The sequence below is a fragment of the Pseudoalteromonas apostichopi genome (genome assembly GCF_030297135.1).
In the GTDB taxonomy this organism is placed as follows: domain Bacteria; phylum Pseudomonadota; class Gammaproteobacteria; order Enterobacterales; family Alteromonadaceae; genus Pseudoalteromonas; species Pseudoalteromonas apostichopi.
Window position 1 is genome coordinate 217,566 of the sequence record NZ_AP028065.1, and the last position, 16,332, is coordinate 233,897.

At 40.8% G+C, this 16,332-nt stretch carries 11 protein-coding genes; 6 read left to right on the plus strand and 5 right to left on the minus strand.

The genetic code is table 11. The annotated features are described in order from the left end of the window. Positions 1-3: 3 nt before the first annotated feature. The 5 genes from QUE86_RS00910 (at position 4) to QUE86_RS00930 (ending at position 8,333) form a co-directional block, all read left to right on the plus strand. Positions 4-3,156 (plus strand): efflux RND transporter permease subunit, encoded by a 3,153-nt coding sequence (locus tag QUE86_RS00910; RefSeq protein ID WP_130051299.1) that lies wholly within the window; start codon positions 4-6, stop codon positions 3,154-3,156. 158 nt (positions 3,157-3,314) lie between these two features. Beyond that, the gene (locus QUE86_RS00915; protein WP_286258661.1) at positions 3,315-4,931 is read left to right on the plus strand and encodes a L,D-transpeptidase family protein; all 1,617 of its coding nucleotides are present in this window, start codon (positions 3,315-3,317) and stop codon (positions 4,929-4,931) included. 8 nt (positions 4,932-4,939) lie between these two features. Continuing rightward, entirely contained in the window at positions 4,940-5,803 is an 864-nt protein-coding gene (locus QUE86_RS00920) for a D-Ala-D-Ala carboxypeptidase family metallohydrolase (protein WP_286258664.1), read from the plus strand. A gap of 111 nt (positions 5,804-5,914) precedes the next feature. After that, positions 5,915-6,868: an alpha/beta hydrolase gene (locus QUE86_RS00925; RefSeq protein ID WP_286258666.1), complete on the plus strand. Its 954-nt coding sequence runs from the start codon at positions 5,915-5,917 to the stop codon at positions 6,866-6,868. Between the two features lie 22 nt (positions 6,869-6,890). Then, on the plus strand, positions 6,891-8,333 hold the full coding sequence (locus QUE86_RS00930) for a serine hydrolase (protein WP_256854843.1): 1,443 nt from the start codon (positions 6,891-6,893) through the stop codon (positions 8,331-8,333). Positions 8,334-8,363: 30 nt separating this feature from the next. On the opposite strand, the gene QUE86_RS00935 is transcribed toward QUE86_RS00930, so the two are convergent. Beyond that, positions 8,364-9,302, minus strand: a complete 939-nt coding sequence (locus QUE86_RS00935) for a LysR family transcriptional regulator (protein ID WP_286258668.1) — start codon at positions 9,300-9,302, stop codon at positions 8,364-8,366. 102 nt (positions 9,303-9,404) lie between these two features. On the opposite strand from QUE86_RS00935, the gene QUE86_RS00940 reads away from it, so the two are divergent. Further along, positions 9,405-10,061 (plus strand): nitroreductase family protein, encoded by a 657-nt coding sequence (locus tag QUE86_RS00940; protein ID WP_130051293.1) that lies wholly within the window; start codon positions 9,405-9,407, stop codon positions 10,059-10,061. A gap of 36 nt (positions 10,062-10,097) precedes the next feature. Here QUE86_RS00940 and QUE86_RS00945 read toward each other — a convergent pair whose 3' ends face one another. The 4 genes from QUE86_RS00945 to carA all read right to left on the minus strand — a co-directional run bounded on the left by QUE86_RS00945 (position 10,098) and on the right by carA (position 16,160). Then, a complete protein-coding gene (locus QUE86_RS00945) occupies positions 10,098-11,141 on the minus strand; it encodes a S66 family peptidase (RefSeq protein WP_130051292.1) in 1,044 nt (347 codons plus the stop codon). 119 nt (positions 11,142-11,260) lie between these two features. Beyond that, positions 11,261-11,737, minus strand: a complete 477-nt coding sequence (gene greA, locus QUE86_RS00950; protein WP_054551507.1) for a transcription elongation factor GreA — start codon at positions 11,735-11,737, stop codon at positions 11,261-11,263. Between the two features lie 51 nt (positions 11,738-11,788). Further along, positions 11,789-15,007: a carbamoyl-phosphate synthase large subunit gene (carB, locus tag QUE86_RS00955; protein ID WP_130051291.1), complete on the minus strand. Its 3,219-nt coding sequence runs from the start codon at positions 15,005-15,007 to the stop codon at positions 11,789-11,791. Positions 15,008-15,023: 16 nt separating this feature from the next. Further along, positions 15,024-16,160 carry a glutamine-hydrolyzing carbamoyl-phosphate synthase small subunit gene (gene carA, locus QUE86_RS00960; RefSeq protein WP_055020805.1) on the minus strand — a complete coding sequence of 379 codons (1,137 nt, stop codon included), beginning with the start codon at positions 16,158-16,160 and terminating at the stop codon, positions 15,024-15,026. Positions 16,161-16,332: the final 172 nt, after the last annotated feature.

The following is a 16,332-nucleotide window of genomic DNA, read 5'->3' on the forward strand; positions in this document are numbered from 1 at the left end:
GCCATGACCACGCACAGAGAAAAAGGGCTTATTGCCTGGTTTGCACGCAACCCAGTTGCTGCAAACTTACTTATGATCTTTATTTTAGTGGGCGGCTTATTGACTGCAATGTCAGTGCGTAAGCAAATGTTCCCACAGTTTGAAAGTAACTGGATCAGTATTCAAGCTGTCTACCCAGGGGCTGCACCACAAGAGGTAGAAGAAGGCATAACCATAAAGGTCGAAGAGTCTTTAGAGGGCCTCGAAGGCATTAAACGTTTAATTACTTATTCGAACCGTGGTTTTTCACAAGCTTGGATAGAAATCGAAGAAAAGTACGACCCGCAAGAAGTACTCGATGAAATCAAGATGCAGGTTGATTCAATCAATACCTTCCCTGCTGAGATGGAACGCCCAATTGTTCGCCGTGAAAAGTTTGAGCAAGAAGTTATGATACTCGCGCTGTATGGCGATATGAGTAACTACCAGCTCAAAGAACTTGGTAACGACATAAAAGATGAACTACAAGCTTTACCACAAATTAACTTGGTAAACTTTTACAGTGGCTTAAACTACGAAATTGGCATTGAAATCAGCCCAGATAAACTACGTGAGTATGGTTTAACTTTCCGTGATATTGCCACAGCCGTTCGTAGCTTCTCTGCCAATATGTCAGCAGGTCAAATTCGCTCTGAAAATGGCTACATTTCAATGCGTGTGGAAAACCAAGCGTATCGTGGTAAAGAGTTCGAAAAGCTGCCTTTATTACACTTACCTGATGGCGCCCAAGTTTTCTTAGGTGATGTGGCAACAATTAACGATGGCTTTGAAGAAGGCCTGCAATATTCTAAGTACAATGGTAAAAATTCACTGACTTTTGAAGTAAATGCTTCGAAAGATCAAGATATTACTAAGGTTGCTGCAGTATTAAAAAAATACCTAGCAGATAAAGCGCCACAGTTACCAGCAGGTGTAAAGCTATCGCCAATTGTTGATTTAACTTATTACCTTGAAGGTCGTCTAAACATGATGATCGACAACATGATTTGGGGTGGTATTTTAGTTATGGTGGTACTTGCCCTATTCTTGCCACTGCGCTTAGCGTTTTGGGTCATGATGGGTTTACCTGTATCATTCCTAGGTGCATTTTTAATGATGCCACTTGGCTTTATAGACATCACTGTTAACTTAGCTTCTTTATTCGCATTTATACTGGTGCTAGGGATAGTCGTTGATGATGCTATCGTCGTAGGTGAATCAGCCAGTGCTGAAATTGAAAAGCACGGTCATAGCCTAGATAATGTAGTGCGTGGTGTAAAACGCGTTGCAATTCCTGCAACCTTTGGTGTATTGACTACTATCGCCGCATTCTTACCGCAAACACTGGCATCAGGGCCTGGTTCTGCCTTTTCTAAAGCCATTGGTGGCGTAATTATCCTATGCTTAATTTTCTCATTGATTGAATCAAAACTGATTCTACCGGCTCACTTAGCGGCCATGAAAAATAAACCTGCGAACCCTAAAAATCCATTACACCGCTTGCGTTTAGGTATGGATAATGGCCTGAAGAACTTTGTCGATAATTACTACACACCATTTATAGGTCGCTGTATTCATTACCGTTATACCGTGATTGTTGGCTTTATCTGTGTACTTATTGTCAGTGGCGGTATGTTCGCTGGTGGTTTAGTGAAATTTGTTGCGAATCCTAAAATTCCACATGATTTCCCACGTATCTCAGTTGAAATGAACTTATCTTCTTCTGAACAAGCGACCCTTGAAACAGCACAAACAATTGAAAAACTGATTTTAGATGTCGATAAGCAACTTGAAGAGCAATATGGTCAAGCGATGATCCGTGACTTATCTGTTAGCTTACGCGGTCGTACAAGTGCACGCATTATGGCGATTTTAGTCGAACCAGACTTACGCCCTATTGATACTTTCCAATTAAGTGCAATGTGGCGCGAACAAATGCCACCACTGCCAGGTGTGAAAACGCTTAATATTGAAGACAGTATCATGAACGGTGGTCGTGATGACGGTGATGTGAGCTTCCGCTTAGAAGGTAAAGATATCAATAAACTAAAAGAAGTTGCAGCTAAGTTAAAAGAAAAGCTAAATAGCATGCAAGGTGTAGGTGATGTAAATGACTCACTACAATCTGCAACTGACGAAGTTCAACTTGAACTTAAACCACTTGCTTACAGCTTAGGCTTAACCTTATCGGATGTGGCATCACAAGTTAGCTTTAGCTACTACGGTTTAGAAGCACAACGTATTTTACGTGACGGTGAAGAGATTAAAGTAATGATCCGCTACCCTCGTGAATCGCGAAATGCGGTAAGTGACATCACTGATGCGCGTATCATTACGCCAACAGGCGTTGAAGTGCCTCTTGCAGAAGTAGCGAAGGTCAACATCGTTGATGGTGTGAACCGTATTCGTCGTGAAAACGCAAAACGCACTGTCAACGTTTGGGCTGCGGTTAACACTGATCAAGCAGAACCATTTGCCATTGCAAAAGAAATTCGTGACGAGTACTTACCTAGCCTATTGAAAAGCTACCCAGGTGTAGAAAGTAATGTGGCTGGTCGTATTCAAGAAGAAATGGATAGTGTGGCAGAACAAGTACGTGATTTTGCTTTGTCTATGATGATTATATTTGCGTTACTTGCTATTCCACTGCGCTCATACTCGCAGCCATTCATTATTATGTCGGTTATTCCATTTGGTGTAATTGGCGCGATGTTCGGTCACATGATCTTAGGTATGACAATGAGTAGCTTATCAGTATTCGGTATCATCGCTGTTGCTGGTGTAGTAGTAAACGATTCGCTAGTAATGGTCGACTTTGTCAATAAGGCCCGCGCTGAAGGTGTTGCAATCAAAGAGGCTGTGATGCAAGCCGGTGCTCGTCGTTTTAGAGCAATATTACTAACCTCAATTACGACCTTTATTGGTGTATTACCAATCATTATGGAAACAAGCTTACAAGCAAAAATAGTTATCCCAATGGCTGTATCTCTAGCATTCGGGGTGTTATTTGCGACTGTCATTACACTTATTTTAATCCCTTGTCAGTATGTAGCGTTAGAAGACTTTAAACGTTTAATTGGCAAGTTTAGAGGTAAAAAAGTAGAGCCAGAAGCAAAATTACAAACAACCAGTAATTAAACCCCTCTCAAAATCCCAACCGAACGCTTGGCAAACTCATTTGCCAAGCGTTTTTATTTAAAAAATATGTTCCTATAAATTGTATTGCTTTGCTAAGCTTAAATGAGCAAAAAAGAAACAATTCAAGCAAATTACAAACTTGTTATAGGGACATAGCTATGAAGAGTCTGCGCTACACCGTTTTGGTCAGTTGTTTATCCATTTGCATGCCTGTATTGGCTGAAAACCAATACTTACAACAACAGTTAGAACCTATCCTGATTGGTGAATCTCACAGTATTGAAAGAGAACACATCCATTCTCCTGACATGACCGTTGCCACCTATAAAGCAAATGGTTTTGAACGTGTTTGGAATAACACCAAATATGCAAAACAAGCTCTCAAGTTAATTGCTCAATCAGAGCTTGAAGGCCTCTCACCCAATGACTATCACTTTGATACATTAATGGCGCTGGCCAACGAAATAGATAAACGCGGAGCAGAGGCTGTCGAAGCTCAGTTTGATGTACTTATGACAGATGCTGTCATGACGTATGCAAAACACTTAATACGCGGAAAAATAAACCCAAAACAACTTACTGCAACATGGAATTATGGACAGTTTGACGTTAGTCCTGATGCTGCAGCTGCCTCTTTACTTAAACACGTTAAGTCTAAAAGCCTTGATAAAGGCCTTGAAAACCTTAAGCCCGTATTACCTCATTATAAACGCTTAAAAGATGCTTTAGTGTTTTACCGAGAACTTGATGCAACTGGCGAGTTACCTGCCATCACATTGCAAAACAATATATTAAAACCGGGTCAATCAGACGCAGCAGTACCGCTATTAAGACAAAAGTTAAAGCGCTTAAATTATTTTCAAGGCAGTGGTAGTGATGATACTGATTATGACAACGAGCTAGTTGCAGCAGTTAAGAATTTTCAGAATGCTCATCAAGTTACTGACGACGGTGTGATTGGTAACGCAACGTTAAAATTACTCAACAAAGATTACAGTGAATACATTGATGATATTTTAGTAAACCTAGAGCGTATTCGTTGGGTTGATAATACTCTCACAGAGCGCTTCTTAGTGGTAAATATCGCTGGTTTTAAACTATTTTTATTTGAAGACAACAAATTAAAATGGCAAACCAATGTGGTCGTTGGCAGAAACTACACCAAAACCCCAATATTTAAAGGGCAAATGAGCTATATCGTGATGAATCCAACATGGACAGTACCGCGGAGTATTGCAGGTGGCATTATCAAAAAAATGAAAGAAAACCCAAACTACTTAAACGAGAAAGATTTTGTTGTGGTTGATAGCCGCCGTAACCCAGTGGATAGCAAGAGTATTGATTGGGCAAATGCTAGTCGTAAGAACTTTCCGTACTGGTTTGTACAACAACCTTCAGAGAATAATTCATTGGGACAAATTAAATTTATGTTTCCTAATAAATACTCAATTTATTTGCACGACACCCCTGCAAAAACATTATTCCAGCAAGACCAACGTGCATTTAGCCACGGCTGTGTAAGAGTTGATGACCCATTCACCTTAGCTGAGAAAATATTAGAAACGTCAGATAATTGGAGTCGTAGCGACATCGATGACGCCATTGCTGCAAAAGAGACTACAAGAATCAGCTTATCAAAACCGCTAGATGTACTTTTAATGTACTGGACAGTCGCAGGTGACGACAAGAGCTTACAATTTTATACCGATGTCTATAATCGCGATGGCGCGTTATTAAAAGCACTCACCACGCCATTAGCAAACAATACAATTTAGAGGTAACTATGTATTTCAGCCGTATTATTTTAAGTGTGTTCTTCGCGTTAACTACATGCTCTGTTGCTGCCATTGAATTAAGCAACTCGCTGCACAGCATTGTTCTTGATGCAAAACAGGTTCTAACACTTGATAACACGGCTGATTTTGCTCCAACTGCAGTATCAGACGTTGAGACTGAGCGATTAGGGCCAAATAGCATTGCAATTTACGCCCCAGAAAATGCAGGGTTTTATAACCTAGTATTGAGTAACAATGAAACCAGTAAACACCTACTTGTGATTGTTAAAAAACCATTCAATGCAAACAATAAACAGTTAAATAATTACCAAATAGGCCTCTACCCTACGCCCTATAAAGGCTACACACAATACAGTGCACCAAACGGGTTTATAGAAATTTTTGAGAAAGACTTATCACGCCAGCTGACTCCTCATGTGCAAGTTAAAAATATAATTTGTAAGCAAGTGAGTGGCTTTCCAAAATATCTTTATGTCAACAACGGTGGCTTGATGATGCTCGAAGAACTACTCAAGTTTGTACAAAGTGAAGGGATTAAAGTCAGCAAGTTTGCCTTTATCAGCGGCTATAGAACACCCCACTACAATCGCTCAATTGGTAATGGCAAACATAGTCGACACCAATATGGTGATGCTTTCGATTTATACATAGACGAAGATAGTGATGGCCGAATGGACGATTTAAATGGCGACGGCAAACTGACAGTTGCTGATGTAGATGTACTTTATAAAGTGTTCGAAAAATTTCAAAAACAAAGCCGTTATAATGGTGGTATAGGGCGCTATAGACCCGCCTCCCATCACGGTGGTTTTGTACATATAGATAACCGAGGATTTACCGCGAGGTGGTAATTGGTGATTTTCAGGTAACTCTCGAACAAATATAATCCGATTGCATTATCGGCTCATGATTGCTAAGTTATTGTCAATAATGGAAATACTACTATAATTATAAAGGGAATTATGCGTTATATCCTCTGCTCTTTTTATATTTTACTTCTCAGTGGTTGCCAGAGTTTTATTGCTTATCAAATCACACAACCTGCACAAGAAGTACCATTTGACGGTATGGAAAACATGGTCATGTTTTCGGGAGCTGCACAGCATACATGTACCAAAGACAAGCAATGCTTACATTTTCGATTATTTTCCCAAAGCGATTTGAATAGTTACTTTTCAAAAGAGAGTTCGCTCGGTTTAAGTTTAATCGTTAAAAGTGGTAATAAAACAGAAGAGTTTAGTTCTCAGCTAGATTTGAATAACCAAGCAACTCCAAACTCATCATCTGTAATTGTGCTATTTCCAGGTTATGGTTTAAATAGTATGGGGTATAGCTTTCAAGCTCGTTGGCTCAGCCACTTTACTGGCAAAGATGTCATAATCATGCCAGCGAGCAATCAGTATAATGAGTTCAAATTTGGTCTAAACAATCTTGATGTATTAAAACATTACCTAGATAACAGCCAATACCAACAAATTGATATTTTGAGTTATTCAATGGGCTGTATTGCTGCTATGCAACTTGGAAAACAAATGCCTAATGTAAAGCAACAGATAATGGTTGCACCAATGGTGCATTTTGACACCGCATTAATGTCCGTTACTAAAAGTTATTACCCAACTTTAAGCTACTTTGTCAAAGATGATGATTTTAAAACCGCAGCAAAAAATGTAATTTATGATAGTGGTATTGATGAAACACAACTTGATTTAATCGCCCTACTCAATGACAGACAACCATCAGTTAGTACAACTCTCTATGTCAGTAACGGTGATCTAATAAGCCCCGCTGATTATTGGCAAGCACTTCAAAATGAGAGTGTCTCTGTTGTGCATTACAGTGATTTAGACCACACAAGAATGGTAAGCCTTATCAATCAAGCCATGCGCAATGAGGTTTTACATAGATTAATGTAACCAACAAATAACAAGGATAGCAATGAACATACACTTTAAGAAATTAAGGTTGCTTGTAGTTTTTTATTTACTCGCAATTTCAAGCCTTGCCCATAGCCAAAATATGCAAACAGAGATGGCCGACTTTATTCAAGGCTTTCATGAATACAAGCAGTTTAACGGCAATGTATTAGTTGCAAAGGATGGAAAAGTACTGTTTGAAAAAAGCTTTGGCTATGCCAACTTTGAGTGGGATATAAAGCATAGTGATAAAAGTAAGTTTAGAATTGGCTCAATAACCAAACAGTTTACCGCCATGTTAATCCTGCAATTGGCACAAAATAATAAGCTTAAACTCGATGATCATCTTGCAACATACCTTCCTGAATACAGACAAGATATTGCCAATAAAATTACTCTTCGCCAAATACTTAATCATACCTCTGGTCTTGGTAATTATACCCAAGCAAAATCGTTTCGTGATGAGTACAGCCGAAACCCCTACAGTGTTGATGAATTTATTCGCTTGCTATGTAGTGATGATCTAGTGTTCGAACCTGGCACTGAATTTCGTTATAGCAATTCTGGCTATTTTATTTTGGGTGCGGTAATTGAAAAGGTAACTGGCCAAAAATATAAAGAGGTATTACAGCAGAATATTTTAGACCCACTTAAAATGGAGGATACAGGCTATGATTCCCACAATAAAATCATTAAATTTCGCGCCTCTGGATACGACAACGGGCTAGCTGGTTATAGCAACACCGATTATTTAGATATGTCTATCCCGTATGCAGCTGGGTCAATGTATTCAACAGCGCGGGATTTACTAAAATGGGATCAAGCCCTTTACTCAGATAAGTTATTAAACGACGCATATAAAAAGCAGATGTATCAAGTTTCTGGGCAAAGAAATTATGCGCTTGGTTGGGAAGTAACAAAGCTCGATAAAAACATTTACGGAAAACCCCTTACACGTATTCAACATGGCGGTGGTATCAATGGTTTCAATGCGTTTATAAGTAGAATTATCGAAGACAAATTACTCATTGTCATTCTAAATAACACGGGTGGTGCACCTCTCACCCCCATGACTAACGGTCTCTTGGCAATCTACTATGACAAACCTTATGAAAAAGCGACAGAACATGTAGATAGCAAGCTTTATAAAGCATTTAAAAGTGAAGGTATTAAGGGGCTCAAGAAAACCTATAAGCAAATGGTGAATGATGGGAATACGCCAAGAGAAAGGTCGTTAAACTACTTGGGTTATGAATTAATGCAGATGAAAGAACTAGATGCCGCAATTACTGTATTTGAACTCAACAATCAATCTTATCCAGAATCAGCAAACACTTATGACAGTTTAGGTGAAGCATATTTAGCAGTCGGCGATAAACAAAAAGCATTGGCAAGTTACAAAAATGCTCTTAACTTGAATCCTGACAGTGAAAGCGCTAAACAAGCAATTGAGAAATTACAATAAATAAGCCTTGTAACTCAATACCTAAAATAACTAGTTATCGAGTACCCGCTTATCTAAAATGTCTTTTTCAATCAGTTGAGTGAGAATCGCCTTGGTTTTTGCTCGACATATATCACGAACTAAACGAACCGCAGGTGTTATGGATTGTCGACTTGGACAGATTAACCAAAGCTCGGCACATAAGTGAGGGTAATTTTGCATAACCGGCACGACCCGACCTTTAAGTAAATCATCACTGATATCAATGCATGATTTAACAGCTAGACCTTTACCAGCCACACACCAACGTCTTACCAAATCTCCATCATTAGACGCTCGGCGACCTTGCATTTTCACTTTAAAACGCTCTGTTCCATCGGTAAATTCCCAGACATTGTTGATGATATTTTGAAGTTGATAAAATAAACCTTGATGCTGGTTTAATTCATCAGGATGTGTCGGCGCTCCATATTCGGCAAGGTACTCTGGGGTTGCACATAACAACCGAGGAACATTACAAATTTTAAAGCCATATAAGTTTGAGTCTGATGGCGAGCCATATCTGAGCGCAAAATCAACAGAGTCTCGGTAAAAGTCGACATTACTATCGCTAATATGAGGACGCATACTCAGCTTTGGATATTCATCAAGTAACTCATCTAACCAAGGAATAATAATGTTGCGGCCTAAATCTGAAGATAATGCAACTCTTAGCTCACCTTCTATTTCATCATGCTCGCCTTTTAAGGCAAGTGTCGCTTGCTCTAGCATGAGCACCGCTTGCTGACACTGAGGCAAAAAACGCTCCCCTGACGCCGATAAACGTAAATGGCGAGTAGTACGAACAAACAATTCAGTACCAAGAGCTGCTTCAACGCGCTTAATTGCTGCACTAGCGGTTGCAGCACGCATGTCTAATTTTGCCGCAGCGGTTGTAATACTGCGAAACTCTGCAACCTTGAGGATTAATTTGAGATCTTCAACCAGCATATTAACTAAAAATTTTTGATAATGTTTATTCGATTATGCGCTTTATCGTAAAGTATGCAAAGCGTAAACTGCACCTAATTGTTATACATGCGGGAGCAAATCATGACACACCCTATTATTTCTGACTTACAACGCCGATACACAAGTAAGCGCTACGACGCATCAAGGCAAATTAGCCAAGCAGACTTAGCTGTAATTTTAGAAGCTTTACGCTTATCGCCATCGTCTATTAATTCTCAACCATGGAAGTTTATAGTCATCGAATCAGAGCAAGCAAAACAACGTTTCCACGATAGTTTTGCAAATAAGTTTCAGTTTAATCAGGTACATGCAAAAACTGCATCACATACTATTTTATTTGCTTATAACCCAAGTTATAAACGTGATGACTATGAAAAAGTCATCGATGCAGATATTGCTAATGGTCGCACGAAAGCTGAAAACAAAGAGCAGGCGTTTGGTGCGTTCGCATTTGTTGATTTAAATACTGATGACCATGGCGATAACGCTGCTTGGACTAAATCTCAAACCTACATTGCATTAGGTAATACTATGCATACTGTGGCTCGTTTAGGTTTAGATTCAACACCGATGGAAGGCGTCGATAAAGACCTACTCGGTGAGCTATTTGCTGATGAGTTAGATGGTTATGTATGTGAAGTGGCACTCGCTATTGGTTATCACGAACCAGAGCAAGATTATAATGCTACATTACCAAAATCTCGTTTAGATAAAGACGCGGTAATTACTGTAGTATAAAACCTATAAATTATGCAGGCTTTGCCTGCATAATTGTTATTTTAAGTCTGTCTTTACAATGATATTACTCGCCATACCTTCACATAAGTCTGCAGTTATTGTGGCAACTGCTCCATTTATTAATGCTAAATTAGGGGCAACGTGACCAATGTCCGCATCAACAATAACTGGGAACAAATTACCTTTAAATGCGAGTTCGATTGCTTGGTATTCATCAAAATAGCAGTCGTTATTAATTGCTGGACTGCGACCAAATACCACCGCATTTACATCGGTGAATACATCATTCAACTTTAACGATAACAAACAACGTGCTAATGCCATCGGGCTGAGCTCTGCATTTTCTAAATATAAAATTAAGCCCTCTGGTGCATACTGCTTTTTAAATTCATGCAATGCATAGTAATTTGAGGGTAGCAACAAGCCAAGAGTATCTAAGCAACCGCCGATTAAACGCCCTGAAACTTCAATCTGGCGTTTATCTTTATAGTTAATACAGCGCCATTGACTCGGGGCTGTATAGTCAAATTGAGCTTGCGGATCGGCTTTATAATCAATTGGTTTTTGCTGATAATAAGGAGACGCGACTTGGTGCAGTTGCTGTTTTTCTTCAAGTGACATTGCACTGAATATATTTGCTAAATAAACATCTGAATCGTCAGGGTGAATTTGCATTAAATTTGCAGCGTGCAAGGTTGCCCAGCCACAACGAGTTGTTAATGCACATGCAAAAGTGCTGATATCTGAAAAGCCAACCAACCATTTAGGCCTTGCTTTACTTATCGCATTAAAGTCGAGAAGCGGTAAAATCTCCATGGTGAGATCGCCACCCCAAGGTGGCATGATGGCTGCTATTGAATCATCAGTTAAATACTCCATTAGCTCATCAGCACGTTGCTTTGCACTATTGTGTGACTGACGCAAGCAGGCACCCTCAATGACAGTAAAACCTTTGGCTGTTAAGCCATTAAGTACTAAGTCTAAACGCGTATGAAACGCTGTATCTACACCTGATGAAAAAGCACATATGGCTATTTTATCGCCTTGAACAAGCGGTTTAGGATACTGAATTTTCGCCATTATTACTCCTTCATTACGACTGTCTTGTAGTCAACGTACCGAATAAATCCACGCATGTAAACAGGTATAAAAAAACCGCAGTATATAACTGCGGTTTTTATCAATGCTTGGTTAAGCTACTAAATATACTCAACTTCAATGATTTCGTACTCTACTTCACCGTTTGGCGTTTTAATGATAACGGCATCATCTACCTCTTTACCAATTAAACCACGCGCGATTGGTGAGTTAACAGAAATCAGGTTGTTTTTGATATCTGCTTCGTCATCGCCTACGATTTGGTATTTTACTTCAGCATCGGTTTCAACATTAACGATAGTGACCGTTGTGCCAAAAATAACTTTACCTGTGTTAGGCATTTTAGTTACATCAATGATTTGCACATTTGAAAGCTTCGCTTCAATTTCTTGAATACGGCCTTCGCAGAAACCTTGTTGCTCACGAGCAGCATGGTATTCAGCGTTTTCTTTCAAATCACCGTGCTCACGTGCTTCAGCAATATCAGCAACGATTTTTGGACGGGTAACTGTTTTTAATTCGTTAAGTTCTTCGCGCAGTAATGCTGCACCACGAACTGTCATCGGAATTGATTGCATATTATTCTCACTTAATCCCAAGGGCGATTGCCTCGCCCTTGGCACATTTCCTTAGTTCATTCGCTGGTGTAGTTCCTGAACTGACGTCACCTTGCTACGGTCGTCTGCTTGGTTTGCAGTACAGTTAGCAAATGCCGCGTTCAGAGTCGTTGTGTAGTTAGTCTTATGCTGTAACGCACCACGACGTAACACCTTCGAATCTTCAATCGCTTGGCGGCCTTCAGTAGTGTTTACAATGTAGCTGTATTCACCATTTTTAATTCTATCAAGAATATGAGGACGACCTTCGTATACCTTGTTCACGCGACGAACTGCAATGCCTGCTTCTTCAAGTGCTTTTGCAGTGCCACCTGTCGCATCTAGCTCGAAACCAAGTTCAGTCATGGTTTTAGCTAGTTCAACAATACGTGGTTTGTCACTGTTGCGTACCGATAGTAACGCGCGACCACCGCGTGGTAAAGTGTTGCTTGCACCTAATTGTGCTTTAGCGAATGCTTCGGCGAAAGTTTCACCAACACCCATTACCTCACCCGTTGAGCGCATTTCAGGGCCACGGATTGGGTCAACACCTTGGAACTTAGCAAATGGCAGTACCACTTCTTTTACGCTGTAGTAAGGTGGGATTACTTCTTTTGTAATACCTTGACTTGCCAGCGACTGACCTGCCATACAACGTGCCGCTACTTTAGCAAGTGCAACACCTGTCGCTTTTGAAACAAACGGTACTGTACGCGCAGCACGTGGGTTTACTTCGATTAAGTAAACTTTACCGTCTTTCACAGCAAACTGAGTATTCATTAGACCTACTACGCCAAGCTCTAGAGCCATATCAGTCACTTGCTTACGCATCACGTCTTGCACTTCGGCTGTTAATGAGTGAGCTGGTAATGAACACGCTGAGTCACCTGAGTGAACACCTGCTTGCTCAATGTGCTCCATGATACCACCGATGATTACTTGCTCACCGTCACAGATAGCATCAACGTCAACTTCAATTGCGTTATCTAAGAAGTGGTCAAGTAGTACTGGCGCTTCATTTGACGCCGATACAGCTTCAGTCATGTAACGACGTAAATCGTCTTCATCATAAACCACTTCCATTGCGCGACCACCTAGTACGTATGAAGGACGTACAACAAGTGGAAAGCCAATTTCAGCAGACTTAACAATCGCTTCTTCTAAAGAAGTAACCGTTGCATTCTCTGGCTGAAGAAGGTTTAGACGCTCAACAAGCTGTTGGAAACGCTCACGGTCTTCTGCACGGTCGATTGCATCTGGTGAAGTACCAATAACTGGCACGCCATTCGCTTCAAGTTCACGAGCAAGTTTCAGTGGTGTTTGACCACCGTACTGAACGATAACACCTTTTGGCTTTTCAACACGTACGATTTCTAATACATCTTCTAGCGTGATTGGCTCGAAGAATAGACGATCAGATGTATCGTAGTCAGTTGAAACAGTTTCAGGGTTACAGTTAACCATAATTGTTTCGTAGCCATCTTCACGTAAAGCTAATGCAGCGTGAACACAACAGTAATCGAATTCGATACCTTGACCGATACGGTTAGGGCCACCACCGATTACCATGATTTTATCTTTGTCAGATGGATTCGCTTCACACTCTTCATCATAAGATGAGTACATATAAGCTGTGTCAGAGCTGAACTCTGCAGCACAGGTATCAACGCGCTTGTATACAGGCACGATATCTAACTGGTGACGCTTCTTGCGAATTTCTGCTTCAGAAACACCTGCAATTTCAGCGATACGCGCATCAGCAAAGCCTTTACGCTTAAGCTTACGTAAGAACTCAGCATTTAAACCAGCCATACCTACTTCGCTGATTGTTGCTTCGTCTTTTAAGATGTCTTCGATTTGCACTAGGTACCAAGGGTCAATCTTAGTTAGTTCGAAAACTTCTTCAACGCTCATACCGTGACGCATTGCATCTGCTACGTACCAAATACGCTCAGCACCTGGCTCGCGTAATTCACGGATGATTTTTTCTTTCGCTTTCGGATCATCCAGGGCTACAACTGGGTTGAAGCCTGTTGCGCCTACTTCTAGGCCACGTAATGCTTTATGCAGTGACTCTTGTTGATTACGACCAATCGCCATAACTTCACCCACAGATTTCATCTGTGTTGTTAAACGGTCGTTTGAACCTGCGAATTTTTCGAAGTTAAAACGTGGGATCTTAGTAACAACGTAGTCGATCGACGGCTCGAAAGACGCTGGTGTTTTACCGCCAGTGATGTCATTTTGTAGCTCATCAAGCGTGTAACCAACAGCTAGTTTCGCTGCGATTTTCGCAATTGGGAAACCTGTTGCTTTTGATGCTAGTGCAGACGAACGCGATACACGTGGATTCATCTCGATGATAACCATACGGCCATCAACTGGATTCACACCAAACTGTACGTTTGAACCACCTGTTTCAACACCGATTTCACGAAGTACCGCCATCGATGCATTACGCATGATTTGGTATTCTTTATCAGTCAGTGTTTGCGCTGGAGCAACCGTGATTGAGTCACCAGTGTGAACACCCATAGGGTCAAAGTTTTCGATAGAACATACGATGATACAGTTGTCGTTTTTGTCACGAACAACTTCCATTTCGTACTCTTTCCAACCGATTAATGATTCATCGATTAAAAGTTCATTTGTTGGTGATAAATCTAAACCACGCTCACAAATTTCATCAAATTCTTCTTGGTTGTATGCAACACCACCACCAGTACCACCCATCGTGAATGATGGACGAATGATACATGGGAAACCGATGCGACTAAGAACATCGTGTGCTTCTTCCATTGAGTGAGCGATTTCTGCACGCGGACACTCAAGGCCAATGTTCTTCATTGCTACGTCAAAACGCTCACGGTTTTCAGCTTTATCGATTGCATCAGCAGTTGCACCGATTAGCTCAACACCGTGTTTTGCCAGTACGCCGTGCTTATCTAAGTCAAGCGCACAGTTTAATGCTGTTTGACCACCCATAGTAGGTAGTACTGCATCTGGCTTTTCTTTTTCAATGATTTTCTCTACCACTTCCCAGTGAATTGGTTCGATGTACGTCGCATCCGCCATTTCAGGGTCAGTCATGATAGTTGCAGGGTTCGAGTTTACAAGAATTACTCGAAAGCCTTCTTCTCGTAGTGCTTTACACGCTTGTGCACCAGAGTAGTCAAATTCACAAGCTTGACCGATTACGATCGGGCCTGCGCCTAAGATAAGAATGCTTTTTATGTCGGTACGTTTTGGCATTGTTACTCCGGTTAAATTAGTTAGAACGTGCTTGCATCAAGTCGATGAAGTGGTCAAATAATGGCGCCGCATCATGTGGACCTGGGCTTGCTTCTGGGTGACCTTGGAAGCTAAATGCAGGCTTATCTGTGCGGTGAATACCTTGTAGGGTGCCATCGAATAATGAAACGTGAGTTGCACGTAAATTCGCTGGTAATGTTGCTTCGTCAGCTGCGAAACCGTGGTTTTGCGCTGTGATCATTACAACATTGCGGTCAAGGTCTTTAACTGGGTGGTTACCACCGTGGTGACCAAACTTCATTTTCACCGTTTGTGCACCTGAAGCAAGTGCAAGTAATTGGTGACCTAAACAGATACCAAAAATTGGCGTGTCTGTTTCTAGGAAAGTTTTAATGGCTTCAATCGCGTAAGTACACGGCTCTGGATCACCAGGGCCATTTGATAAGAAGATACCGTCTGGGTTTAATGCCAGTACATCTTCTGCAGATGTTTGTGCAGGAACGACAGTTAATTTACAACCGCGGTCAACTAACATACGTAAGATATTACGTTTAACACCGAAGTCATAAGCAACAACGTGGAACTTCTCGTCTGCTGCTTCTAGCGTTTTAAAGCCTGAACCTAAAGTCCAGCTTGATTCGCGCCACTCAAAATTTTCCTTGGTTGAGACAACTTTTGCTAAATCCATGCCTTTTAAGCCTGGGAAGGCTTGCGCAGCTTCAAGCGCTTTATTCTCATCTAACTCGTCGCCTGCAATGATACAACCATTTTGAGCGCCTTTATCACGTAAGATACGTGTTAATTTACGAGTGTCGATGTCTGCAATACCTAAGATATTGCGTTCTTTTAAGTAATCACTTAACGATTGCTCGTTACGGAAATTACTTGCTAGCAGTGGCAAATCACGGATCACTAGGCCTTTAGCCCAGATTTGACCCGCTTCTTCGTCTTCGCTGTTAGTACCCGTATTACCGATATGTGGGTACGTCAAAGTTACGATTTGTTCCGCGTATGAAGGGTCAGTCAAAATTTCTTGATAACCAGTCATAGACGTATTGAATACTACTTCACCGACTGACATGCCGTCAGCGCCGATTGCAGTACCGCGAAACACTGTGCCGTCTTCTAGGACTAACAGAGCGGATTTAGTCAAGTTAACCTCCTAACAGTAAAAAACGGGAGTAAAGTCATTTGCTCTACTGCCCGTTTAAAGCGATTGGAAACACGCATTTATGAATTTTTGGCAAATTGGCACTATTCTACAGTAAATTAGCTTTCAGATCTAATCTTAATTAATAAAATAGTAAAAATAAGCGTTATTAACT

Excerpts from the sequence above, each read along its gene's own strand:
- QUE86_RS00910 (WP_130051299.1), top strand. The coding sequence starts at position 4 with ATGACCACGCACAGAGAAAAAGGGCTTATTGCCTGGTTTGCACGCAAC.
- QUE86_RS00915 (WP_286258661.1), top strand. The coding sequence starts at position 3,315 with ATGAAGAGTCTGCGCTACACCGTTTTGGTCAGTTGTTTATCCATTTGC.
- QUE86_RS00920 (WP_286258664.1), top strand. The coding sequence starts at position 4,940 with ATGTATTTCAGCCGTATTATTTTAAGTGTGTTCTTCGCGTTAACTACA.
- QUE86_RS00925 (WP_286258666.1), top strand. The coding sequence starts at position 5,915 with ATGCGTTATATCCTCTGCTCTTTTTATATTTTACTTCTCAGTGGTTGC.
- QUE86_RS00930 (WP_256854843.1), top strand. The coding sequence starts at position 6,891 with ATGAACATACACTTTAAGAAATTAAGGTTGCTTGTAGTTTTTTATTTA.
- QUE86_RS00935 (WP_286258668.1), bottom strand. The coding sequence starts at position 9,302 with ATGCTGGTTGAAGATCTCAAATTAATCCTCAAGGTTGCAGAGTTTCGC.
- QUE86_RS00940 (WP_130051293.1), top strand. The coding sequence starts at position 9,405 with ATGACACACCCTATTATTTCTGACTTACAACGCCGATACACAAGTAAG.
- QUE86_RS00945 (WP_130051292.1), bottom strand. The coding sequence starts at position 11,141 with ATGGCGAAAATTCAGTATCCTAAACCGCTTGTTCAAGGCGATAAAATA.
- greA (WP_054551507.1), bottom strand. The coding sequence starts at position 11,737 with ATGCAATCAATTCCGATGACAGTTCGTGGTGCAGCATTACTGCGCGAA.
- carB (WP_130051291.1), bottom strand. The coding sequence starts at position 15,007 with ATGCCAAAACGTACCGACATAAAAAGCATTCTTATCTTAGGCGCAGGC.